This is a genomic window from Enterococcus hirae ATCC 9790, from assembly GCF_000271405.2.
GTDB classification, from domain to species: domain Bacteria; phylum Bacillota; class Bacilli; order Lactobacillales; family Enterococcaceae; genus Enterococcus_B; species Enterococcus_B hirae.
Map to the genome: position 1 here is coordinate 2,120,736 of NC_018081.1, position 23,842 is coordinate 2,144,577.

The 23,842-nt window shown below is 36.9% G+C and carries 14 protein-coding genes and 2 pseudogenes; 12 read left to right on the forward strand and 4 right to left on the reverse strand.

Annotated features, from left to right (window positions below; all coding sequences use genetic code 11):
• The first annotated feature begins 32 nt into the window (after nucleotides 1-32).
• The 3 genes from EHR_RS10120 to EHR_RS10130 are packed head-to-tail and all read left to right on the forward strand — an operon-like array spanning nucleotide 33 to nucleotide 5,086.
• Complete coding sequence (locus EHR_RS10120; RefSeq protein ID WP_010737708.1) at nucleotides 33-2,270, forward strand: alpha-galactosidase; 2,238 nt, start codon at nucleotides 33-35, stop codon at nucleotides 2,268-2,270.
• A 4-nt stretch (nucleotides 2,271-2,274) separates the two neighbouring features.
• Nucleotides 2,275-4,152: a glycoside hydrolase family 2 protein gene (locus EHR_RS10125; RefSeq protein WP_010737707.1), complete on the forward strand. Its 1,878-nt coding sequence runs from the start codon at nucleotides 2,275-2,277 to the stop codon at nucleotides 4,150-4,152.
• On the forward strand, nucleotides 4,133-5,086 hold the full coding sequence (locus EHR_RS10130) for a beta-galactosidase small subunit (RefSeq protein WP_010719000.1): 954 nt from the start codon (nucleotides 4,133-4,135) through the stop codon (nucleotides 5,084-5,086). The genes EHR_RS10125 and EHR_RS10130 overlap by 20 nt, the downstream gene beginning before the upstream one ends.
• A gap of 299 nt (nucleotides 5,087-5,385) precedes the next feature.
• Here EHR_RS10130 and EHR_RS10135 read toward each other — a convergent pair.
• A pseudogene (locus tag EHR_RS10135) lies at nucleotides 5,386-7,097 on the reverse strand (cache domain-containing sensor histidine kinase).
• A complete protein-coding gene (locus EHR_RS10140) occupies nucleotides 7,072-8,565 on the reverse strand; it encodes a response regulator transcription factor (RefSeq protein WP_010737705.1) in 1,494 nt (497 codons plus the stop codon). Before EHR_RS10140 ends, EHR_RS10135 begins: the two are co-directional and overlap by 26 nt.
• A gap of 216 nt (nucleotides 8,566-8,781) precedes the next feature.
• On the opposite strand from EHR_RS10140, the gene EHR_RS10145 reads away from it, so the two are divergent.
• The 5 genes and pseudogenes from EHR_RS10145 to EHR_RS10165 all read left to right on the forward strand — a co-directional run.
• Nucleotides 8,782-10,071, forward strand: a complete 1,290-nt coding sequence (locus EHR_RS10145; protein WP_010737704.1) for an ABC transporter substrate-binding protein — start codon at nucleotides 8,782-8,784, stop codon at nucleotides 10,069-10,071.
• A 233-nt stretch (nucleotides 10,072-10,304) separates the two neighbouring features.
• Nucleotides 10,305-11,174 carry a carbohydrate ABC transporter permease gene (locus EHR_RS10150; RefSeq protein ID WP_010719005.1) on the forward strand — a complete coding sequence of 290 codons (870 nt, stop codon included), beginning with the start codon at nucleotides 10,305-10,307 and terminating at the stop codon, nucleotides 11,172-11,174.
• On the forward strand, nucleotides 11,171-12,052 hold the full coding sequence (locus tag EHR_RS10155; RefSeq protein WP_010719006.1) for a carbohydrate ABC transporter permease: 882 nt from the start codon (nucleotides 11,171-11,173) through the stop codon (nucleotides 12,050-12,052). The genes EHR_RS10150 and EHR_RS10155 overlap by 4 nt, the downstream gene beginning before the upstream one ends.
• Before the next feature lie 293 nt (nucleotides 12,053-12,345).
• Nucleotides 12,346-14,562 (forward strand): putative mucin/carbohydrate-binding domain-containing protein, encoded by a 2,217-nt coding sequence (locus EHR_RS10160; RefSeq protein WP_010737703.1) that lies wholly within the window; start codon nucleotides 12,346-12,348, stop codon nucleotides 14,560-14,562.
• A gap of 633 nt (nucleotides 14,563-15,195) precedes the next feature.
• Nucleotides 15,196-16,425, forward strand: a pseudogene (locus EHR_RS10165) (alpha/beta hydrolase); the annotation flags it as partial.
• A 258-nt stretch (nucleotides 16,426-16,683) separates the two neighbouring features.
• Here EHR_RS10165 and EHR_RS14515 read toward each other — a convergent pair.
• Both EHR_RS14515 and EHR_RS10170 read right to left on the reverse strand, forming a co-directional pair.
• On the reverse strand, nucleotides 16,684-16,833 hold the full coding sequence (locus EHR_RS14515) for a helix-turn-helix domain-containing protein (RefSeq protein ID WP_338009822.1): 150 nt from the start codon (nucleotides 16,831-16,833) through the stop codon (nucleotides 16,684-16,686).
• Nucleotides 16,802-17,857 (reverse strand): hypothetical protein, encoded by a 1,056-nt coding sequence (locus EHR_RS10170; RefSeq protein WP_014834618.1) that lies wholly within the window; start codon nucleotides 17,855-17,857, stop codon nucleotides 16,802-16,804. The genes EHR_RS14515 and EHR_RS10170 overlap by 32 nt, the downstream gene beginning before the upstream one ends.
• Nucleotides 17,858-18,015: 158 nt before the next feature.
• Between EHR_RS10170 and EHR_RS10175 the strand changes: the two genes are divergently transcribed.
• From EHR_RS10175 to EHR_RS10190, 4 genes are read left to right on the forward strand one after another with little or no spacing between them, the layout of a single operon-like run.
• Entirely contained in the window at nucleotides 18,016-20,223 is a 2,208-nt protein-coding gene (locus EHR_RS10175) for a glycoside hydrolase family 3 N-terminal domain-containing protein (RefSeq protein WP_010737700.1), read from the forward strand.
• Nucleotides 20,224-20,233: 10 nt separating this feature from the next.
• A complete protein-coding gene (locus EHR_RS10180) occupies nucleotides 20,234-21,586 on the forward strand; it encodes a PTS sugar transporter subunit IIC (protein WP_010737699.1) in 1,353 nt (450 codons plus the stop codon).
• 13 nt (nucleotides 21,587-21,599) lie between these two features.
• A complete protein-coding gene (locus tag EHR_RS10185; protein WP_010737698.1) occupies nucleotides 21,600-22,487 on the forward strand; it encodes an ROK family protein in 888 nt (295 codons plus the stop codon).
• A complete protein-coding gene (locus tag EHR_RS10190) occupies nucleotides 22,477-23,841 on the forward strand; it encodes a glycoside hydrolase family 1 protein (protein WP_010737697.1) in 1,365 nt (454 codons plus the stop codon). The genes EHR_RS10185 and EHR_RS10190 overlap by 11 nt, the downstream gene beginning before the upstream one ends.
• Nucleotide 23,842: the final 1 nt, after the last annotated feature.

Genomic DNA, 23,842 nt, shown 5'->3' on the forward strand with positions numbered 1-23,842 from the left:
AAACGGTTACTATTTATTTGAGAGGTGAAACAATGGAACAAGTGATGAAGAATCAAAGAGTAGCTTTAATCACATTTGACGAACAGGAAAAAGTATTTCATCTATCCAATTCAGAAATTTCCTATATTCTTCAAATTGAAGAAAGTGAAGTTCTGGCTCATGTTTATTTTGGTAAAAGAACGACCCATTATCATAATCATAAAAAATATCCTCGCAGAGATCGTGGCTTTTCTGGGAACGTCCCCTTAAATGAAGATCGAACGTATTCAAAAGATACATTACCACAAGAGTATTCAGGGCACGGAGGGATGGATTATCGATTACCTGCCTTGATGATTCGTCGAGAAAATGGATCAAATCTGCTTGATCTACGTTATGAAAGTTTTCAGATCCAAGAAGGAAAGCCAAATTTATCTGGATTACCGCAAGCGTATATCAAGAATGATACAGAGGCAGAAACATTGATCGTGACGTTGAAAGATCGTGAAGAAAAGATTTACGTGGATCTTTCCTATACGATTTATCGAGAAAGAGCAGTGATTACACGTTCGCTGAAGGTAAGAAATGAAACCAATGATCCAGTGATGATTGAAAAAGCAGCCTCTTTTCAACTTGATTTTACGAATTCAGGCCGGTTTGATGAAGTGATTGCCTTACCAGGAGCGCATGTCAAAGAACGGCAGATGTCTAGACAAAGCATAACAGATGGCATCAAATCATTTGAAAGCCGTCGTGGTTCAAGCAGTCATCAGATGAATTCATTCATCGCCTTGACAAATCATGCAACAACTGAATTCACAGGGGAAGCGATTGGGATCCATCTTGTTTATTCAGGAAATCATTCCTTTGAGATTGAAAAAGATGCCATTCAACAATTTAGAGTGATCGGTGGAATCAATCCCTATAATTTTTCTTGGGAGTTACAACCATATGAAAGCTTCCAAACACCGGAAATACTCTTAACTTATTCTGATCAAGGGTTGAATGGGATGAGTCAAGTGACCCATCATTTATTACGGGAACGAGTAGCAAGAGGGCGATTCCAATACCAAGAACGTCCGATCCTAGTCAACAATTGGGAAGCGACTTATTTTGACTTTACGAGCAAAAAGATCGAAGCGATCGTTGATGAAGCAAACGAATTAGCGATAGAGATGTTTGTTTTAGATGATGGCTGGTTTGGGAAAAGAGATTCGGACCAATCTTCTCTAGGAGACTGGTTTGAATATCAAGGGAAATTGAAAAATGGCTTAAAAGGGATCGCTGACTATGTTCACCAAAAAGGACTAAAGTTTGGCTTGTGGGTTGAGCCTGAAATGGTTTCCAGCGACTCTCAATTAAATCGGAATCATCCCGAATTTATGATGAAAGAACCAGGTCGTCAACCATCAGCTTCTAGATCTCAACACGTCCTTGATTTTACCCGAAAAGAAGTCCGGCAGACGATTGAAACACAGTTACGGCATTTGTTAGACAGTGTGGAGATCGACTATATCAAATGGGATATGAATCGATCGCTATCTGATGTCTATTCGGTGTCATTGGGCAAACAAAACCAAGGGGAAGTTTTGCATCGTTATCTATTAGGATTATATGAGATGATGGAAAACTTAACAAACGACTATCCTCATATCCTTTGGGAAGGATGTTCTGGTGGTGGTGGACGGTTCGATGCAGGGCTGCTTTATTATATGCCACAGTCTTGGACTAGTGACAATACAGATGCGGTTGAACGCATCAATATCCAATATGGGACGAGCTTAGCTTATCCTATTTCAGCTATGACTGCCCATGTATCAGCTGTTCCTAATCATCAAACGGGTCGAGTCACCAGTTTAAAAACACGTGGAGATGTGGCCATGGGCGGGGTGTTTGGATATGAACTCGATCTAACAAAATTATCTAGTGAGGAAAAGCAGGAAGTAGCCGCACAGGTAGAATTTTATAAAAAAATCAGACAGACAGTCCAATATGGTGATTTCTATCGTTTACAAAATCCCTTTGAGCAAAATATTGCTTCCTGGGAATTTGTTTCAAAAAACCAACAGGAAGTCCTCTTATTTATAAATCGTCGGTTAGCAAATGCACAGCCCGAATTTCATGAGGTACGCCTTGTTGGACTAAGCGAAGAAAAACTATACCAGAACCAGATAGATGGCAAAGTATATTCAGGATCGGAATTAATGACAATAGGTCTTTATTTCCCAGATTTTTATGGCGATTTTCAAACAGAATTGATTCATTTTATGAGTATAGACGAAGGAGAATAGAAAAATGAACGCATTGATTGAATGGTTAGATGATCCGCAAGTGTATCGAGTAAATCAAAGGAAAGCCCATAGTGATCATGTTATTTATGGTGCTAAAGAAGAAGTGGAAACAGGAAACACCAGAATCCAATCGCTGAATGGGAAGTGGCAATTTTGCTATTCCCGTAATGCTTTAGAACGTCCAGTGAATTTTTTTGAAAAGGAATTTGATAACAGCAGCTTCGATCAGATTGATGTTCCTGGGCATATCGAACTAGCAGGATACGACAAGATCCACTACATCAATACGATGTATCCATGGGAAGGGCATGAGTTTAGACGTCCGGCTTATACAACCGCTAGTAAGGAAGAAGCCGAGGGGATGTTTTCTCAAGCCGATTATAACCCAGTTGGCTCATATGTGACGAACTTTACTTTAAATGAAGAAATGAAAGAAAAGGCGATCACCATTCGATTTGAAGGTGTCGAACAGGCAATGTATGTCTGGTTAAATGGGCACTTTGTCGGCTATGCAGAAGATTCTTTCACGCCTTCTGAATTTGATTTAACTCCTTATCTGGAAGAAGAGAATCGTTTAGCGGTAGAAGTCCATAAAAGAAGTAGTGCCGCTTTTCTAGAAGACCAAGATTTTTTCCGTTTCTTTGGGATTTTTAGAGATGTTTCATTGATCGCCAGAGGGAAAAATCATATAGAGGATATGTGGATCAAACCTCAAGTTGATCCCTCTTTTCAAAGCGGTTGGGTAGATATCGACTTGACTATTGAAAATCTTACTTCAAACGGAAAGCTACGTGTCCGACTCCTCAATTGCAAAGGAGAAGAGATCCATCAAGAAGAAGTGGGAATCGAAGAACAAATCTCGTTGCATATTCCAGTAGATAAAATTACTTTATGGGATCATTTTCAACCCAATTTATACATCGTCGAATTTGAAACGTTTGATGATACTGGGGTGACGGAGTATAGTTACTATCCATTTGGTTTTAGAAAGATCGAGATCAAAGAGCGGATCATTTATTTGAATGACCGACGTTTGATCATCAACGGTGTCAATCGACATGAATGGCATCCTGAAAAAGGAAGAGCTATCGATTTGATGGATATGAAGAAAGATCTAGAAATCATTAAACATGCGAATATCAATGGGGTTAGAACCTCACATTATCCAAATCAAATCCCTTGGTATTATCTTTGTGATCAGGCGGGTATTCACTTGATGGCAGAGACCAATCTGGAATCTCATGGTTCTTGGCAAAAGATGGGGGCGTTTGAGCCGTCTTACAATGTACCGGGGAACGTTCCTCAATGGCGGGAGATCGTTCTTGACAGAGCACAGACAAATTTTGAGACATTCAAGAACCATACGAGTATTTTATTCTGGTCTTTAGGAAATGAATCTTACGCAGAAGAGAATATTCGTTTGATGAATGATTACTTTAAAGAAAAAGATCCCGATCGCCTTGTTCACTATGAAGGGAATTTCCCTAATCCTGCATTCGAAGATTCGATTTCTGATGTCAAGAGTTGCATGTATGCTACGCCAACAGATATCTGTGATTACCTTGAAAATGATGGGAAAAAGCCTTTCATTTTATGTGAATACATGCATGACATGGGGAATTCTTTGGGAGGATTGAATTCTTACATGGAATTATTAGATCGATACCCAATGTATCAAGGTGGCTATATTTGGGACTTTAAAGATCAAGCGATTCAAGTGATCGATCCATTGACGAAACAAAAAGTAATGAGATACGGTGGGGACTTTGATGATCGTCCAAGTGATTATGAATTTTCAGGTAACGGGATCGTCTTTTCTGATGGTCAAGAAAAACCGGCATTACAGGAGGTAAGGTATTATTATGGAAAATACAGCGATTAAAATGAAGATTATTTATGGAGATTGTACATTTGCTTTAAAAGGTGAAGGATTTCATTATATCTTTTCCTATACAAGAGGTGGGTTGGAATCCTTAAATAAAAATGGGAAAGAATGGTTGTATCGAGAAACGCTGCCGACGTTTTGGCGGGCTTTGACGGATAATGATCGAGGGAATGGGTTTGGCTATCGTTCGTCCATGTGGCTAGGGGCTGGGATGTACCCGAAAGTAAAAAATGTTCAAGTTTCCATTGATCAAAAACCAATCGAACAGCCAATTGCTCCGATCAATAATCGCTATTCCAATCATGAATATGCGCAATCAGCAGCGATCAAATTCACGTTAGAAATCAATACGGTGCCCAAAACAGAAGTCATAGTCAACTATGAAGTACAATCTGATGGGGAAATGAAAATTTCTGTCTTTTATCATGGACAGCAAGGACTGCCTGAATTACCTTTATTAGGTTTTCGCTTTATTATGCCAACCAAAGCGAAATATTTTGAATATGAAGGACTATCAGGAGAAACGTATCCAGATCGAATGGCAGGAGGAATCGAGGGTACTTATAAAGTAACTGGTTTACCAGTGACTCCCTATCTCGTGCCACAAGATTGTGGTGTCCATATGAAGACGAAATGGCTAGAAATCACTAGAGATTCTACGATGAATAATGCGGATCAAGGAAAGGAGGAATTTTCATTACGCTTTGAACAAGTGAACGGCGATTTTGCATTTTCAGCTCTCCCCTATAAAGCCGAAGAATTAGAAAATGCCACACATCTTGAAGAGTTACCACCAGCTAGAAGAACCGTCTTAGTGATTCAAGGGAAGGTACGTGGTGTAGGAGGAATCAACAGCTGGGGAGCAGATGTTGAAGAAGCGTATCATATTTCAGCGGAAGAAGACCATGAATTTAGTTTTATCGTGAAGTAAAGGTCGTGAAAGAAGCGGTCAGCTCCGAGCAAATAAGAGGCAATTTTTTAAAACACCTTTTCATGTTAAAAAAAATTTAGGCTTATTTCAAGGAGCTGATGCTTGAATGCTGTCTATCTAGAGAAAGGAAGGATTGATAGCTAAGTATCGGTAAAGAACAATAGCTTTTCATATTATTAGCAGACACGAAAAATATAAAACCATAGACAAATAGACGTTGCTTTTCTAAAATCATCTATCTTAGAAGGGCAACGTCTATTGCTTATAAGTATCAACTAACTGAATTGTTTATTTTTGAATTAACTGATTAATGGCAATGTGATTTTTACCGTTGTACCAACACCCATAATCGATTGGATCTGCAATCCATACTCTTTGCCGTAAAGCAATTTGATTCGTTCGTTCACATTCTTGACTCCGATTCCAGAAAAATAGTCCTTGTTTTTTTCTTTTGATTTGTATCAAATCCATCACCGTTATCTACGATTTCAAAGATCAATTGTGTTTCATGAATTTTTCCGAATAAAGTAATAAACCCACTTTTTTTTGTTTGAAAAGCATGTAAAAAAGCATTTTCAATAATTGGCTGGATCATCATATTGGGCACTTTAAAAGGGTATAGTTCATCGGGGACCATGATCCGAGTGGCGATATCATCACCATATCTCAATGAAAGAATATGGATATAGCTTTGCACACTTTTTAATTCTTCTTCGACAGTGATTGTTTCTGCTTTTTTCCCAATGGTACTTCTCAACAAATCAATAAAATGATCGATTCCATGAATTGCTTTTTGATTTTCTTTTTGCCAGATCAAAAATTTTAGACTAGTTAACGTATTGTAGATAAAGTGAGGCTGGATTTGGGCTTGCATCGTTTGAATCTCTAATTGGCGTTTTTTCTTTTCGTTTTCAATTGAAGTAAAATAGTTCTCATCGATCGTTGTTAACAGTTGATTGATTGTAGTGCCTAAAGTCTTTGTTTCGTAGGTCCCTTGAACGTCTACTTGGGTATTATTAGGAATTTTTTTGATATGTTTTAAGGACTGAATCAAGGCATAAATCGACTTCGTCTGACGGTTCATATAGCGAAAGACAATAGCACCAACTACCATTAAAGTCATCAAATTAAAAAGGACGATCGGAACAATCAGTCCCATTTGATTGACTAGTGAACGAATATTTACTTTACTAATCAAAGCTAAGTTTTGTCGATATAATGGAACACGTGTTAAACGATTATAATCAACTGTTTTTGTTTCATTGGTATTTAAATCATTTAACAAGTTGGTTTTGGCACCAATCATGCCAGTTTCATTGGAGGTAATGATTTGATTTGCTTCATTGATGAGATAGATTTTGGAGACCTCCGAATGGATCGTTTCATTGAATAAATTCGCTAGCTCATCTGCAGTTATCGCAATGACAGCATACCCATAAATATGATTCAACGAGGAAGTCAATTTCTTAATGAATAGGATGCTGCTTTTTGTTTGGTCACGAGTAGTCAAACCAAAGTCGACAAAGAACATTTGGGTCGATGCTTTATGTGCCTTTGCTTTTTGTACGACATCAGATCTCATGAATGCCGCAGCATCCATACTGGCAAGCATCTCGTTTCCAACGAAGGTATGTCCACTTTCACCATAGATCATCAGATCGTAATTGATGGAAGGAGAGATCGAAGTAAAGCTTCGGTTCATTTGTTGGATTGTTTTTACATTTGCGTAGTTATCTAACGAAGAGTGCGGATCGTTAGAGAAATAATTTTCGACTGCAGGGTTGTTAGCGACCATCGTTAAGGTATTTTCGATATTATCATTCAATCGTTCAAAATCACGTTGTATTTTGCCAAGCGTTAGTTCATTCGATTTATCAAATAGATGGATATAAGCGTTTTTGGATCGATCATAAATGAAGAAGGACAGAATAATCGCTTGAGTAAGAAGCGCAATGACTAGGACAACCAGTAGTTTTGTAACTAGTTCATACTCTTTGAATTTTTTCTTCATGTTTCAAACTTCCTTTTCGATATTGAGAAGGATTTAGCCCAGTTTCTTCCTTGAATACTCTTGAGAAGTAACCAAGTTCAGCAAATCCTACTTGGTAAGAGATTTGTGAAAGTGGCTCGGTTGTCTCAAGCAAAAGCCGTTTCGCATGTTGTATCCGGACTTTTTTTAGATATTTAGTGAAGCTAATCCCATATTTCTCGGTAAACATGGTAGATAAATAACTATAGGAAAAATGAAATTTTTCGGAGATGATTTGCAAGGAAATATCTTGATGATAATTTTCTTGAACATAATCATAGATCGCTGTCAGAATTTCTGAGTTTTCATTCTTTTCCGGCGTGCTCCAACGCATCAATTGAGTGATGATTTTAGTAAACGTAATGGAAAAATCTTCGATGGTGGCGACGTTCGTTATAAGTGTTGGTAACGTAATTTTTAATGTCGTCAATTCTTTCGTCCCTTGACCATCTTCTAAAGCATTGATGAGTGCGTAGAGACGATTGATTGTTTCGTGTTTTAAAAATAAAGGGTCAATTTTTAAAGCGATCAGAGTCTCAATCGCTGATTTCATTTCTCTGATAGCGGATACATAATCTTTGTTGACAATCTTTGTTAAGTAGCTTTTCGTGCTCTGATCAAAGTGTGGAATCAAAGGGACTAATTGTTCTTCCGATACAACACCAGCACTTTTCTGATAAAAACGTTGTCCTTTGCCTAATTTTTTTAATCTTTGAAAACAATCGAACAGCTCACTTAGCTCTAAACAAGGGGAAATAATCAATAATGCATCAGATTTTTGCGCATATTCACGCAAAGAAGTCTGAATTTGTTCGAAACAATCCATGGAAGAAACATTTAGTAAGCAACCATATTCATAGTCGAGAGTGGTAAAAGGCTGACAATCAATCCAGGGTTCAGCTCGTTCTTCGTTACTTTTTAGAGAAGCTAGTGGAGCTAAATCATCCATTTCACTATAGACGATGTAAAATAACGGGAAACGAAAAGGATCGTTAGATATCGTTGTTTTTTGTCCAGAGAAATATTGAGTTAAAGCACTATCTAGAGAGAATTTAGAGTCTAGATTTTTTTGGCCTTTTTTAACCAAATGGTTCAAAGCAGAAAGCAGGTTTTCTGGATTCAATTTTGGTTTAAGTAAATAATCGGATACGCCTTCTTTAAAAGAGTCTTTCACTAGTTGAAACTCATCATGGCTTGATAACACTAATATTTGAATATCAGGCTTGCTTTTTTTTAAGAGGCGAGCAAGTTCAATCCCATCCAGTTCAGGCATGATAAGATCAGTAATGACAATATCAATATCATTAGAATGAATAGAGAAAAAATCAAGCGCTTCCAATGAGTTTGAAAAAGCGCCTTTAATTTGGAATCCGTGGTTTGACCAATCAACCAAATTGGCTATGCCATGTAAGATTGTTTTTTCATCGTCGATCAATAATAAATTAATCAAGCTTGTTCCCCCTTTTAAACAGTTTCTCTTTTTAAAATACGGTTTAATTGGCAGAAAAGCAAGATGAATTACTCAAAATAAAAAAATTGAAATCTAAATTTGTGATTTTTTCTTATTTTGGGATATTTTTTGGAACTCTTTTAGAAATTAAGAAAACGATTACATTTTTGGTATGATTCACATGTAAAGAATAAAAATGAAAAAGGCGGGTTGGATATGAAATTCAAAAAATTAGTAGCAAGTGCGACGCTTTTAGCTTCAGCAGCAGTTTTGTTTGCGGGATGTGGGAGTTCCTCAAATTCAGCAACGAAAGATGAAAATAAAATCAGTGTTTGGGCATGGGATGAAACGTTTAATATCAAAGCAGTCAATGAAGCAAAAAAAGTCTATGACAATAAAGATGTCGAAGTGGATGTCGTTACGATGTCACAAGATGATATCGTACAAAAGTTAAACACAGCATTAGCCAGTGGAAATACTGATGGATTACCGAATATCGTGTTGATTGAGGATTATCGTATTCAAGGTTATTTGAATTCTTATCCGGACGCATTTTCTGAGTTAACCGATATCGTAGATGAATCCAATTTTGCTTCGTATAAATTTGCGGTTAATAAGATCGATGATCAAATTTATGGCGTTCCATTTGATTCAGGTGTTACGGCTAATTTTTATCGAACAGATTTGTTAGAAGAAGCCGGTTACAGTCAAGCAGATATGCAGAATTTAAGTTGGGATGACTATTTACAAGTTGCTCGAGATGTTAAAGCAAAAACGGGTAAAAAAATTACTGAAGTGAATCCCTCAGATCTTGGACGTGTCCGTATGATTATGCAAGAAGCTGGTGAATGGTACACTTCAGAAGATGGAAAGACGGTTACGATCAAAGATAACCAATCATTGAAATATGGATTAAATCTATTTGCTACACTACTTAAAGAAGATCTAGTGGAACAAACTTCAGATTGGAATGCAGGTGTCACGGCCATTCAATCAGGGGCTGTTGCATCCAGTCCAATTGGTGCTTGGTATTCCTCAACGATCCAAGGTGCTGAAGATCAATCAGGGAAATGGGCAATTGCACCGACACCTTCATTACCTGCCAATATGCAAAAAGCACAAGCTTCTAATTTAGGCGGAGCTGGGTGGTATGTGATCAAAGGTGTTTCAGGCGAAGAAAATGCGAAAGACTTCTTGAAGAAGACCTTTGCGACTAACGAAGACTTGATGGGAACCTTAGCGAAAGAAATCGGGTTAGTTTCTACCATGTTAAGTGCAAAAGATCAACCAGCTTATCAAGAGTCTTCTGAATTCTATAGTGGTCAAAAGGTGTTTGAAGACTTTTCTAAATGGACAGCGGAAATTCCACAAGTTAATTATGGACAAGAAACCTATGCAATCGAAGCAGTTGTAGCAGAGTCATTACACCGAATCATCAATGGAGAAGATACTGATAAAGTCTTGGCAGATACGCAAAAACAAGTAGAAGCACAGTTAGCCAATTAAGCAGAGTGAAATGAATTGATTTAGAGGATCAAATTTGTGTTGGCTGGTGATTTTTGAACGGTCATCAGTCACACAAATTTGCTATCTATTAAAAATAGTTTCAATCAATACCGTAGAATTTTCGTGAGGACGCTGTCATTTACTCAGACAATTAGTTAAGAGGGAGGATTTGTGAGACGATCCTTAAATGACAGATAAAACGAAGATGAACGTAACGAAAGTGAGCAAAGCAGATGAAACAAAAAGATTTTTTCAAGAACGGAAATGCGTTTCTTGTTTTACCAGTTCTGATGATCTCGATCATGGTATTTATCCCAATGATTTTAGCGCTGATCACTTCATTTCAAAGTGGTCCCCCAGTTAATATGAGTTTTAATGGTTTGGGGAATTATCAACGCATGTTGAATGATGCGACCTTCAAAAAGGCTTTTTTTAACACCTTTTTATATTTATTGGTACAAGTACCGATTATGTTGTTTTTAGCTTTATTTGTCTCTAATTTATTAAATGATAAAAAGCTTAAAATGAAAGGATTCTTCCGGACAGCGATTTTTTTACCTTGTATCACATCCATGGTTAGCTATTCGCTTATTATGAAAAGCTTGTTTTCTCAATCGGGATTAGTGAATAATTTTTTGATGACGATCGGCTTGATCGATATGCCAATTGGCTGGCTGACTCATCCAGTTTGGGCGAAAGTATTAATCATCATTTCGATTACATGGCGTTGGACAGGTTATAACATGATTTTCTTTTTATCAGGAATGCAAAATATTGATCCGGCAATTTATGAAGCAGCAGAAATCGATGGCGCATCTAAGTGGCAACAATTGATCAAAGTCACGATTCCTAACTTAAAACCAATTATTTTGTTTACGTCAATCACATCAACGATCGGTACGTTGCAACTCTTTGATGAAGTACAAAATATTACGGGTGGTGGACCAGCAAATGCAACAACTACGCTATCTCAGTATATTTACAATTTAAGTTATAAATTTACACCGAATTTTGGTTATGCTGCGGCGGTTTCATTTGTGATCGTAGTCTTTATTGTACTGTTATCAATCATTCAAACGAAAGTCGGAGGTGAAAAAGCGTGATAGATCAAGCAGAAAACAAAGTACTTCTTAAAGAGAATGAAAAAAAAGCGACTAAAACATTCGATTGGTTAGCTGTTTTTAAATATGCCTCTTTGAGCGTGATTTCATTTATTTCGATTTTTCCTTTTGTTTGGATGATCTTAGGAATGACGAATACACCTATCGATATTACTGCCGGAAAATTAAAGATCGGTAGCCATTTAGTTGTCAACTTCCAGAATCTTTTTTCAAATGACTTAAACTTTGCACGCTCATTGTGGAATTCAGCTTTGATCGCTATTGTAACAACGGTCTTAGCTTTGTTGATTTCATCTATGGCTGGTTATGGGTTTGAGATCTATAAAAGTCGAAAAAAAGAACGATTATTTACGATTTTGCTTTTATCGATGATGGTTCCTTTTGCTGCATTGATGATTCCTTTATACCGCATGTTTTCTAACTTAAACGGAACGATCTTAGGGATTAATAGCTTCTTAGTCGTCATTTTGCCTTCAGTAAGTACAGCTTTTTTGATCTTCTTCTTTCGACAAAACGTTAAAGCGTTTCCTAAAGATTTAGTAGAAGCTGCACGTTTAGATGGATTAAAAGAATTAAGTATATTTTTCCGTGTCTACCTACCCACTGCTAAAAATACGTATGCAGCTGCTGCAATCATTACTTTTATGAGTAGTTGGAATAACTATCTTTGGCCTTTAGTTGCATTGCAATCACCAGATAAGCGTACGGTCCCATTAGTTTTATCTGCCATGGGAGCCTCTTATACACCAGATTACGGAATGATTATGGCCGGGCTTGTGATTGCAACATTGCCAACAGCTATCGTGTTCTTTGTTTTACAAAAACAATTTGTTCAAGGAATGATCGGTTCTGTCAAGTAAACGCGATTCGATGATAAAATTAGTTTGGTATAAACTTTAAATGTATAGGAAAAGCTGTCCCACTAAGGGAGAGCTTTTTTCTTTTTAAATAACATTTTATATTAAAAATATATTTATGGTTAATTATTTAAATAACTGTAATTATTATAGGTTGTAAGGATAAAAATTTATAAATATTATATTGTTGCTATTTATTTAGTTGTTATTTATAATTAAATTGTACAAAAGATAACGTTTTCTTAATGAATGAATCATTATTTTTTTTCATAAAATAATTTTAAGGAGTGAGGTAAATGAAAAAATATGCGGTTAGTCTGTTGTTGTTTGTGTTTGGTATCTGTGTACTTTCAGCCAATGTTGGGGCGCAAGAAGTCACGTCAAAAGAGATTTTTAGTATTCCGGAGCCGACGTGGATCTTCAACTCAGGGATGAGTAAAGGGAAAAACCATGATCGTCAGGATCTAGGTTTTATCTTAAGCGAAAATACCGAATTGAGAATGAGACAGACAAATGCTCATTTCAAGAATAAGTTAAAATTGCGACTACTAGGAAACGATAAAAAGAATGAAAAAAGTATCGAAGTTGGATCTAATTGGGTAAGTATCCGTGCAGATGAGCCCTTGGTTCCATTTATTGATACACCGTACGGAGAAGGATCAGCACAGATCGAATACGAAGTGGTGACTTCCAAAGGAATGAAAGCGTTACCTGTTTATAAATATCATGGGAATGAGACCATGTTTTTTTCAATGTGGGATACGGAGGATGCAGAGTATGCGTTAATTCAAGGAGTAGATTTCCAATTACTCATGCCCAAATTGGACAAAGAACTAGTGAGAAACTTAAAAGATTTTCCATCAATTGATGCGTTGATTGGGTATCATCACGGTATTTTTGCTTTATTTAACGGTATCGCTGGTTTTGATGGTTCCGCACCAGAAAATCAGAACGGCGCGAATCGTTACTTTTTAAAGGCAGATGATTCTGGCGCAGGTGCTGCTTATTATGGGGGTGATTGGACAGCTAATAGTGAACCTACGACAGATATGTGGTTGAAAGAACTAAGTTGGGCAACATTACATGAAATTGCTCACGGTTATCAAGCTGGTTTTGATGGGCAAGATATGTATACTGGCGAAGTGTCAAATAATTTATTTGGGGTCCAATATCAGTATGAAAAATATGGAAAAAAAGCAGATGACATCGGTTGGTTGTTTAATTTAGGTAAAAAAGAAGAAGTCGAAAACAAGCTATATGATAAGTTGATCCGTGACGGAGACACTTACCATGATGTCGATGTGCGTGAACAACTGATTTTATTAACGATGTTCAAACAAAAAGCTGGAAATGACTCCTTCACTAAGATATATCAGGAATATCGTAAAATGGCTAATCAAAGTGATTTCAAAGATTGGGAATATACATTACCTAATTTAATGAATCGTATCTACAGTGAAAATAGTAAGCAGGATTTTTCTGCTGCCTTAAAAAAACGTGGGTTGTATCTTGATGAATTTCAAGCAGAAAAAAATCGTGTGGCAGGTTATCCAGCTGTGGCTTCATTGGCAGATATTGTCTCTGAAAATGAGTTGGTGCGTGCACGTCAATTGATTGACCCAAACTATTTGATCAATTCTAATTTTGAATTGGTTACTAACGAAGAAATCGCCTCTCTAGGGTTGGTTGGTGATTTGACCATTGAAATTCTTCCTAGCGATTTGAGTAACTTTGAAGGGCTCACAGTTGAATTAAAAGATGGAGCAACTATTATAGCGAGTCAACCAGTACAACAAAAAATGACATTCAAAAATATTCCTAACGGGGTCTATCATTTAGAATTTTCTGGTGAACAAATGAAGTATTATTTACCAAGCGAAAATTATGTTTATGTAAAGGAAACCCAAAACCATGCTTCTCTTTCATTAATCAAAGCTGATATCAGTAAGTTAGCCGATGAAGATCTTATCTTTTATGGTTTTAGTGATCAATGGTCAGGCTCATTAAGAACGAATTTGAATTCAAGAGAAGCAACACTTACCTTAAATATACCAAAACCTCATTATTTATTTAAAGATGAACTCTATGTAAAAGTGACCATCAAATCTCAGGATGGCAAAATTAGGTATGAAAAATCGATTAATGGAGACATACCTGAACGATTCACCGATGACCATTTGTTGCTTGAGATAGGAGATAGCATAGAAATCTACCATGCAGAAGCAAGAAATCGTTTGAAAGGTCCAGAAAATCTTATTGATCGTGGACAAAATACTAACCACTGGCTAGTTACGGAACATGGGTTAAAACACCTTGGATTAAACAATAATCCAGAAAAAGATCTTATGAAAAAAATTGAAAAATTAGGGAATTCATTAGTAAAAGCTGAGGGTATTAAACCGATGGCGTGGGAAAGATCAATGGCTAAAAAACAATTATGGACAGCCATACAATCTCTATCTCCAAAAGATACAGAACATTATATGTCCCAATATTATGTTTTGTTTAAATAGCATATGATGAGAAGTCAAAATTATCGAATTGATCGTCTTTAGCAAAAAACTTAGCACCTTAGAGGTTGAGACGAAAGTGTTAATTATCAAGCACCAAAAAAATTCCGGAACTTGCCAAGAAACACAAACGCTAGTTTTTTCTGTCGATTGTTATCTACTTGGTGCTTCTCAAATTCTTGATTAATTTCGGCTTATCTTTCGAAAATGCTGCTTTTATCTCGTCGTGAACAAGAGCTCTTTAAACTCCGTTTATTCATTTTTAGATATACTAGAAGATACTGGGACAAAAAAGTTGTCTCAGTATCTTCTTTTGTTTTATCACAAGCGTTTGGTTTTAGTGATGTAATACAAATAAGACCAGTATAAAATATTAGCTAAATGGCTATGCTAGTATAAATGACTTGAATGATCCTAAGATTTACTCAAGAATTTTTTAAAAGAGCTTCTTTTATATAACAAATACTTCTTTTTTGATATAAAAATGGTTACGCTTTCATTAGAATAGAAATATCAAATAAAGGAGTGAGTAGAATGAAAAATAAATGTTGCATGATTACTTTGGCTTCTATTTTATTGTTAGGATGTGCTACACCAAGTATCGTTTACGGAAAGGAACAAGAGGGACTATTGGCAAGAACAAGCCTTGCATCTGTTTCTCAATCCCTCAACAAAGGAAACGAGGGGCAAGTAAAAACAACAACACTTGGACTATCTGACGATGAGCAAGCGATCATTCAAGCAATCGGTAAAGGCAAGAATTTCAAGGGAAAACTTTATTTAAATTATATCCGAGATAAAATAACTGAAGTTTTCAAAGAGTATAATGGAGATATTTTTAAACTTCTAAGTGAATTCTCTTCGTTGATATCAGACCAAATTTCAGAAGTGAATGTAAAAGAACGCTTTGATGTTAGTCCAGAAGTAATCAAACGTTTGATTACAATCAGTGCGATGTATGACATTGCTTTTGCAAAAGACAGTTGTTTTATGAGCTTGCTTGGTGCAGCGAATGATGGAACGGCACCTGCTGAGCCTACAGGTTTTTATCCTAATACCACTCAATTAGAAGGAACGACCGTAAATAAGCAAGATGGAAAATTAATGACGTTGAAATCTTATTATGTGGATCAAAAATCAGATGTAACGGTGATGATTCATGGTGGTTTTCGAGGAAATTGGAATTTAGGGACAGTAACGGATGAGTATAATATCTTTTACAATGCGGGCTATAATTTATTATTTGTAGACCCTCGTGCCACTGGAAACAGTGGGGGCGATTATGTCACTTATGGACAATATGAGTCAGATGATGTGCTCTATTGGATCAATCGAGAAGTAGGAACTAAGCCGACTCAAAAGATTTTACTTTATGGTGGCTCAATGGGGGCTGCAGCTATGATGTCAACATTAGCTAAGGATATCCCAGCATACGTAAAAGGAATCATCGAGAATTGCGGATTTAAATCAATTGATGAACAACTTAGATACACCTACAAAAATACCGTAGCGCCTTTATTAGGTTCAATATTTGGGGAAGAATTTGACATTGTAGCAGACGAAGAACATGAAGATCTATATATGGGATTGTTGAAAGAGTATTACTTTGACCAAGAATTAAAAATGAATGTGAATGAAAATCTACCTGAAATTGGTATGGCCACAACGATCCCCAAATTGATCATTCACGGAGATGCTGATCAAGTAGTTCCTCATGAAAATGCGGATGAACTCTATGATCTTTCCGGGGGCTATAAAGTCAAGTTGATTGTAGCAGGAGCTGGACATGGGGAAGCCCAATCAGTTGATCCCGTAGCGTATCAAACATATGTCACTAATTTTCTAAATTATCTTTTTGGAAGTCAAAGACATTAAGAAAAAATGATTGATCTTTCTGAGGAATGGGACGAAGTTTGACACGATCGAGAGAGTAGCGCCACGCATAATTAGGTTGATGAAATAAGCCGAAGAATCTAAAATCATTTCCTTGATTTTAGTGTTCTTCGGCTTGTTTTTACTACATTTACTCAAACCACAAGCAGTTACAAATACATACATGAAAGTATTGAACCTATCTGATCTCGATCAAGATAAATGGAGAACGACTTAGTAGTTAAGGCATTTTCAGACTAATGAATGGGCATAGTGGATACTTTTGTATTCTTTTGGGGTACAGCCGGCGACCTTTTTGAACACTTGAATAAAATGACTTTGACTAGAATAAGCAAGCAAGTGACTGATTTCATCGTAAGAATGATCTGTAAACAATAACAAATGTTTTGCTTCGGTTATCTTTTTTCTTGAATGTATCCGTGAATGGTAATCCCCATTTCTTTTTGAAGTGGCTGCAAATATGTGCTTTATGTTTTTCAGTGATGGCAGCTAACTCGTCGACGGTGATGCGTTCGTATAAATGATTATCAATGTGGTTGACAATCGTTTTTACTAACATGGATTTTTGAGCTAAAGGAAAATTATGAAGCAGTTCCATAAAACGGAAGGTTGCTTCTTTCATATATTGCAGACATTCTTTGACTGAGTGGATATAAATCAGTCCCTGAATCAAAGAGTCGGACAGACCAAAGGCTTGATTGATCGGTACGCCTTCTTCAATACTCATTCTGGTGACGATGGCTACGAATGAGGCAAATTTAAGTTTCAACCCTTCCAATTCAAAGGGGGATAAAGAGACTTTATAGGTTTCTTTCATTTTATTGAAGACCCAAATGACTTTTTCAGGTTCGTTTCGTTTGATGTAATCTAGATACCGTAATTCAAAATGATACGAATCGAAGGTTTCTTTGTGGATCCGTCGATCATAAAGATTATTTTCCAGGCTGTAATCAGTGGATAGATTTTTTTTATTTTTATCTTGTTGAAAGTACCAAATAAATTCTTCCTTTTTGGTTGGCCGCTGAGTCAGAATCGTGTGTAATAGTTGGATATATTCTTCAAATGAATACTTGTCTTCTTTGGAATAATGAATATTATAATGGTACTCATGTCCCATAAAAAAACAAGAGGTTTCTTTTGAACCGATAATACCGCAAGGGCCAATGATCATCTGATATTCCTTTTGATCAGATTTAAAACAAAAATAGCCGTATAAATAGGATGTTGTATGGTAAAGCTGGATCTGCTCTGTTTTTCTAAATGGAAAATAGGTACTGATCGTGATTGGTAAGTCTTCTAAATTTTTTGGATGGATGAGATATCCGTTTTCATCAAATAATAGCATCGGAATCAGATATTTTCGGTACAATAAATCCATAGTTATTTTAATCGTATCGGTAGTCATAATGTAAATACTCCTTGTGACGAATTCTTTCTTTTTATTTTACACGAATAAATTTTGTATAGCGCGAATATTTTGGTATAAACGCTAATATTTTTATATAAAAATCGTTTTTTATTCTTTATAATCTGTTCTATAAAGCGGTTACAAAGGAGGCGCCGATGGAAGCAGATCAGTTACAAGCTTTGTTTGATCGATTATCTGTTCAGGAAAAAATCGCACAAATGATCCAACTGAATGGAAGTATTCTATCAGAAAATGATGTGATGAATACTGGGCCAATGGAAGAATTAGGATTACCTCAAGAGTTAGATGTATTTGAGATTGGCTCTATTTATAATATCAACGATCATCAAAAATTAAAAGAACTACAAACAAAAGTTTTAGCAAAAAGTAAACACAAGATACCCATGTTGTTTATGTCAGATGTCATCTATGGGTTTCGGACAATTTTCCCCATACCTCTAGCTCAAGCTGGTTCTTACGATTTTGAGCTAATTCAACAAGCAGCTAAGTTAACAGCAGAAGAAAGTTATTTAAATGGCTTACATGTCTTGTTTTCACCAATGTTAGATTTAGCGCGTGATCCACGTTGGGGGAGGGTTATGGAATCTCCAGGCGAAGATGTTTATACGGCGAAAGAGTTTGCAAAAAGTATCGTCAATGGTTATCAGGGAGATAGTGAGACAAAAATTCCAGAAAAACATGTAGCCGCATGTCTGAAGCACTTTGCAGCTTATGGAGCACCGGAAGCAGGACGGGAATATCAAGCTGTAGATATGTCCCATCAACGGCTTTTCAATGAATATCTACAGCCTTATCAAGCAGCAATTGAAGCAAAATGTGAATTAGTAATGACTGCTTTTAATTTGTTGAATGGAGTTCCTGCAACTGGAAATGAATGGTTGAATCGAGAGATTTTACGTTCTCGCTTTGGTTTTGATGGCGTATTAGTTTCAGACTATGCAGCAATCAAAGAACTGATTCCTCACGGGTATGCCAAAGACGAAATAGATGCAGCCAAAAAGGCACTCATTGCAGGTGTTGATTTAGACATGATGACTTCGATTTATGCCAATCACCTGTCTGAATTAGTACAAGAGCCACGATTTATGCAACTTCTCGATGAAGCGGTGTGGCGTATTTTAATGTTAAAAAATAAATTGGGCTTATTTGAAAATCCTTATCGTGGCTTGGAAGAAGTGAATACTGGAGAAATCTTAACCGAAAAAGCTAAAGAAGCAGCAGTCGAGTTGGTTGAAAAAAGTTGTGTTCTTTTAAAAAATAATGACACACTTCCATTAGTACCAAATCAAAAAATTGCTGTGATCGGTCCATACGGCGAAAGTCCTCTCACTTTAGGTTTTTGGGCTTCAGTCAGCGGAAAGCCACAAGATACGGTTACTTTGAAGGAAGGATTGAGTCGCCATTTTGCGACAGATCACTTAATGTTTGCTAAAGGATACAATTTATTCGATTCTTATGATGGGTTTGGACCTCTGAAAAAAGGAATGGAATTATTGAATGGGCCAATTGCAGAAGAGGAATCATTAATGGAAGAAGCTTACCAGATTTCTCAAAAGGCTGATGTGATTGTATTAACATTTGGCGAACAATTTCTCGAAAGTGGTGAAGGAGCTTCTAAAGCTCACTTACAGATTTCAAAAAAACAACAACGTTTGATCAAAAAATTACATGAATTAAATAAACCAATTATAGGCGTACTATATACCGGTCGACCGCTAGTCATAACGGATATAGAAAAATATTTCGATAGTTTATTACTTGTCTGGTTTCCTGGAACGATGGGTGGGATCGGAATCGCTAATTTACTTGCTGGTAAAGTCAGTCCTTCTGCTCGTCTATCGATGACGTTTCCTAGAAGTGAAGGACAACTACCGATTTATTATGCTCAGACCTCCACAGGCAGACCAATATCAACAAGCAATCATTCTGAGCGTTTTGTCTCAAAATATATCGATGAATCCAATGATCCGCTATTCAAATTTGGAGCGGGAATGAGTTACGCCTCATTCGAAAGTCAATTACTGAGAAGTGAGCAAAAAGACCAATTTATTGAGATCAATTATTTAGTGAAAAATCGATCGGATGTTTCAGCAGAAACTGTGACACATCTTTATCTTCATCAAGAATATGCTTCGATTGTCCAACCGGAAAAACGATTGGTCAGCAGTCAGCGAATCTATTTAGAAGCAAATCAAGAAAAGCAAGCAAGAATCAATATTCCAATTTCTGACTTAGCTATCTTTGATAATAATGGAAATAGTTGGATAGAAGAAGGTGTCTACCATTTTTATTTAAATGTCGACGGGTTAGAAAGTGTTACCACATGGGAATATAAACAATAGGGGGATTACGATGGAAAAATTAGAAGCGTTTTTAGGAAGTAAGTTATTACCATTATCGCAAAAATTACAACAAAATAAAGTGTTAGCTGCTTTGATGGAAGGGTTTATTCGTACGAGTCCAATCACTTTGGGGATTGCGCTGATTACGATCGTAGGGAACTTCCCAATTCCTGGTTGGATCGATTATTTGACTTCATTAGGTATTTACCCACATGTAGAAGCTATTACAAATGGTGCAACTGGGGTATTTTCATTGTATGTCGTTTATAGTCTGGCTTTTTCTTATGCAAAACAACTGGGGACGAATGAGCGAAACGCAGCCATTATTTCTTTAGCTAGTTTTGTGATGTTGATGCCTCAAACTGTCGCAACAATGGCTATGCAAAATGGAGAGGCTGTAGACTCTACGATTGCAGCATTACGCTTAGATTTCTTAGGCGGACAAGGCTTGTTTATTGGAATGATCGTTGCGTTAGTGGTTACTCAACTTTATGCTTATCTATCGAAAAAAAATATTGTGCTTAAATTACCAGATAGCGTACCTCCGATGGTTACGCAATCATTGGCACCGGTCTTTGTTGTAACAATCATCTTTGTCTTTGTATTTATTCTGCGTATCTTATTTGGTTTGACAAAATCTGGCTCGATTTTCCAATTCTTTATCGATGTGATCAATGCACCGCTTAACGCGTTGGTTGCTAGTCCATTATCAATTATTATTATCATGGAAGTATTAGCTGTCCTTTGGTTCTTTGGAATTCACAACGCAGTTTTACAAGGACCATTAGGAGCAATCAGTATGACGATGGTTGTCTCAAATATCGCAGCTTTCCAAAAAAATGAAGCTTTGCCTTACTTGATTCCTTCTGTGATCTACATGGGAATGTACGCTGCAGGCTTCATGGGATTTGTGACGTTCTTTATGATTCGTAGTAAATCTGCCAAAATGAAACAACTTGGGAAATTATCCGTGATTCCTGCCATTTTCAACATTACGGAACCCTTGATGTTTGGTATGCCGATTATTTTAAACCCATTGTTTTTCATTCCACAAGTCTTTACACAGTTGATCGCAGGCTTTGTGACGTGGGGATTAACCACAACTATTTTACCGATTTCATTGAACCCAATGATAAGTTTATTGCCTTGGACGACACCAACTTTTGTTAAGATGCCACTTTCTGGTGGAATAAATTATACAATCTTGATGGTTATTTGCATGGGTATCGGGATCTTGATGTGGTATCCATTTATCAAGATTGCTGACAAAAAAGAGTATGAATTAGAATTAAAAGCAGAAGCCGAAGCTAAGGAAGCAAAAGAAAAGATGGCTGGTGTGATTGCAGAAGAAGTTCAAGCATAATGGAGGAGAGCAAATGGTCGTTTTAGGGATTGATATTGGAGGGACGATGATCAAGACCGCTCTGATTTCTCAGAATGAAGTTTCTTTTAAAAAGCGTTTTCCAACACCTTCAGACAAAGAGCAATTTCAACGATTATTATCACAAATGATTCGTGACTATCAAGAGATCCAATCATTCCATAAAATTGCTTTTTCAGTACCTGGATCGGTTGATCAGTCTGGGACAGTTCGCTTCGGCGGTGCTGTTCCTTATCTGGATCAACTCCAATTGCAATCGTTTTTAGAGTTGGAGAATTTCGAAGTGTTCGTTGAAAATGATGCCAAAGCTGCTACTTCCTGTGAAATGAAATATGGCAATTTAAAAGGGATCCAACAAGCCGCAGCAATTATTTTGGGAACTGGAGTTGGCATGGGCATTTGTATCAATGGACAGCTTTATAAAGGAACGCACATGCAAGCCGGTGAAATTAGCTTTATGATCCGTGATCGTCAGATTACTGGTCAAGACTCGTTTGTAGGTATGGGACTGTCGGCTGTTTGGTTGATCAAACAATTAGCTGAATTATTAAAAGTAGACGACGAGGGCGAACAGGTCTTTGCTGCCTTAAAAGACAGTGAGAATGAGTCAGCCAAAGCTTTATTTCATGATTATTGTAAACAGGTTGCTTTTCTTTGTTTCAATGTTCAAACGCTGCTAGATGTTGAAAAGATCGTCATTGGTGGAGGAATCAGTCAACAAGAATATTTGGTCCAGACGATTCAACAAGCTTATCGAGAGCTGTTTACAGTAGCGCCAATCATCAAAAAAACATTACAACCAATGACGATTGAAGCAGCAAAATTTCAAGCAGACGCCAATTTAATTGGTGCGGCCATAAAGGAGAATGAAGATGAAAAATAAATTTCCAACAGATTTTTTATGGGGAGCTTCTACCAGTGCTTATCAAGTAGAAGGCGCTTGGAATGAAGAGGGGAAAGAACCATCTGTTCAGGATATCAAGTCTATCCCAGAAGGAACGACTGATTTTAAATTTGCCTCTGACCACTACCATCGATTGGAAGAAGATGTCCGTTTATTTAAAGAGTTAGGACTAAAAGCTTATCGTTTTTCGATTTCATGGAGTCGTGTAATGCCTAATGGAAAAGTGAATCCAGCTGGTATTGCTTTTTACAAACGTTTGATTGAGTTATTGAAAGAAAATGATATCCAACCAATCGTAACTGTTTTCCATTTTGATTTGCCTGCGTCCATTGCCGAAAAAGGTGGTTGGGAAAATAGAGAAACGATTCAAGCTTTTGCGGATTATTGTCAGGTATTATTTGACCATTTTGGGCAAGATGTTCCACTTTGGCAAACAATCAATGAACAAAATGTCATGGCATTGGCTGGTTCTGTAATTGGGACAAGTAATAAAAGTATGAAAGAAAAATTCCAAGAAAACCATCATATGTTAGTCGCACAAGCCCTCGTGACCAGTAATTACCACAAAGGGAATTATAACGGCAAAATTGGACCAGCACCTAACATCGCCAGTGTGTATCCTGCTTCAGATAAACCAGAGGATCAGATGGCCGCTTTATATATGAGTGCGCTTAGAAATTGGCTCTTTTTAGATGTTGCTGTTTTTGGGAAGTACAATCATAATGCTTGGCATTTATTAGAGAAGATTGGTGCGGCACCAGTGATTACTGCAGAAGATCAAACGATTTTAGCAGAAGGAACAGGAGACTACATTGCTTTTAACTACTATAATACAATGACCGTCTCCAGTTATTTTGCTAAAGAACAAAAAATAGATCAGCAATCCGGTTTTGGGATTCCAGGATTCTTTCAAACAGTCGAAAATCCACATTTACCAATGACGGAATTTGGCTGGCCTATTGATCCAGAAGGGTTTCGTTTTACTTTAAATGAAATTTATTCTCGCTATCGCTTACCACTCTTGGTGACAGAAAATGGGATCGGTGCATCAGAACAACTCATTGACGGGAAAATCCATGATGATTATCGAATTGATTATTTACATCAACACATCCAGCAAATGGCTTTAGCGATTGAAGATGGCGTTGAGGTGATCGGTTATTGCCCATGGAGTGCGATTGATTTGATCAGTACCCATGAAGGAATCAATAAAAGGTACGGATTTATCTATGTCAATCGGACCGATGAAGAGTTACTCGATTTAGCACGGTATAAAAAGGATAGCTTTTATTGGTATCAACAAGTGATTGAGGAAAATGGCTTAGGAGAATGAA

Excerpts from the sequence above, each read along its gene's own strand:
- EHR_RS10190 (WP_010737697.1), top strand. The coding sequence starts at position 22,477 with ATGAAAAATAAATTTCCAACAGATTTTTTATGGGGAGCTTCTACCAGT.
- EHR_RS10180 (WP_010737699.1), top strand. The coding sequence starts at position 20,234 with ATGGAAAAATTAGAAGCGTTTTTAGGAAGTAAGTTATTACCATTATCG.
- EHR_RS10145 (WP_010737704.1), top strand. The coding sequence starts at position 8,782 with ATGAAATTCAAAAAATTAGTAGCAAGTGCGACGCTTTTAGCTTCAGCA.
- EHR_RS10160 (WP_010737703.1), top strand. The coding sequence starts at position 12,346 with ATGAAAAAATATGCGGTTAGTCTGTTGTTGTTTGTGTTTGGTATCTGT.
- EHR_RS10185 (WP_010737698.1), top strand. The coding sequence starts at position 21,600 with ATGGTCGTTTTAGGGATTGATATTGGAGGGACGATGATCAAGACCGCT.
- EHR_RS10120 (WP_010737708.1), top strand. The coding sequence starts at position 33 with ATGGAACAAGTGATGAAGAATCAAAGAGTAGCTTTAATCACATTTGAC.
- EHR_RS10125 (WP_010737707.1), top strand. The coding sequence starts at position 2,275 with ATGAACGCATTGATTGAATGGTTAGATGATCCGCAAGTGTATCGAGTA.
- EHR_RS10175 (WP_010737700.1), top strand. The coding sequence starts at position 18,016 with ATGGAAGCAGATCAGTTACAAGCTTTGTTTGATCGATTATCTGTTCAG.
- EHR_RS10150 (WP_010719005.1), top strand. The coding sequence starts at position 10,305 with ATGAAACAAAAAGATTTTTTCAAGAACGGAAATGCGTTTCTTGTTTTA.
- EHR_RS10130 (WP_010719000.1), top strand. The coding sequence starts at position 4,133 with ATGGAAAATACAGCGATTAAAATGAAGATTATTTATGGAGATTGTACA.
- EHR_RS10170 (WP_014834618.1), bottom strand. The coding sequence starts at position 17,857 with ATGACTACCGATACGATTAAAATAACTATGGATTTATTGTACCGAAAA.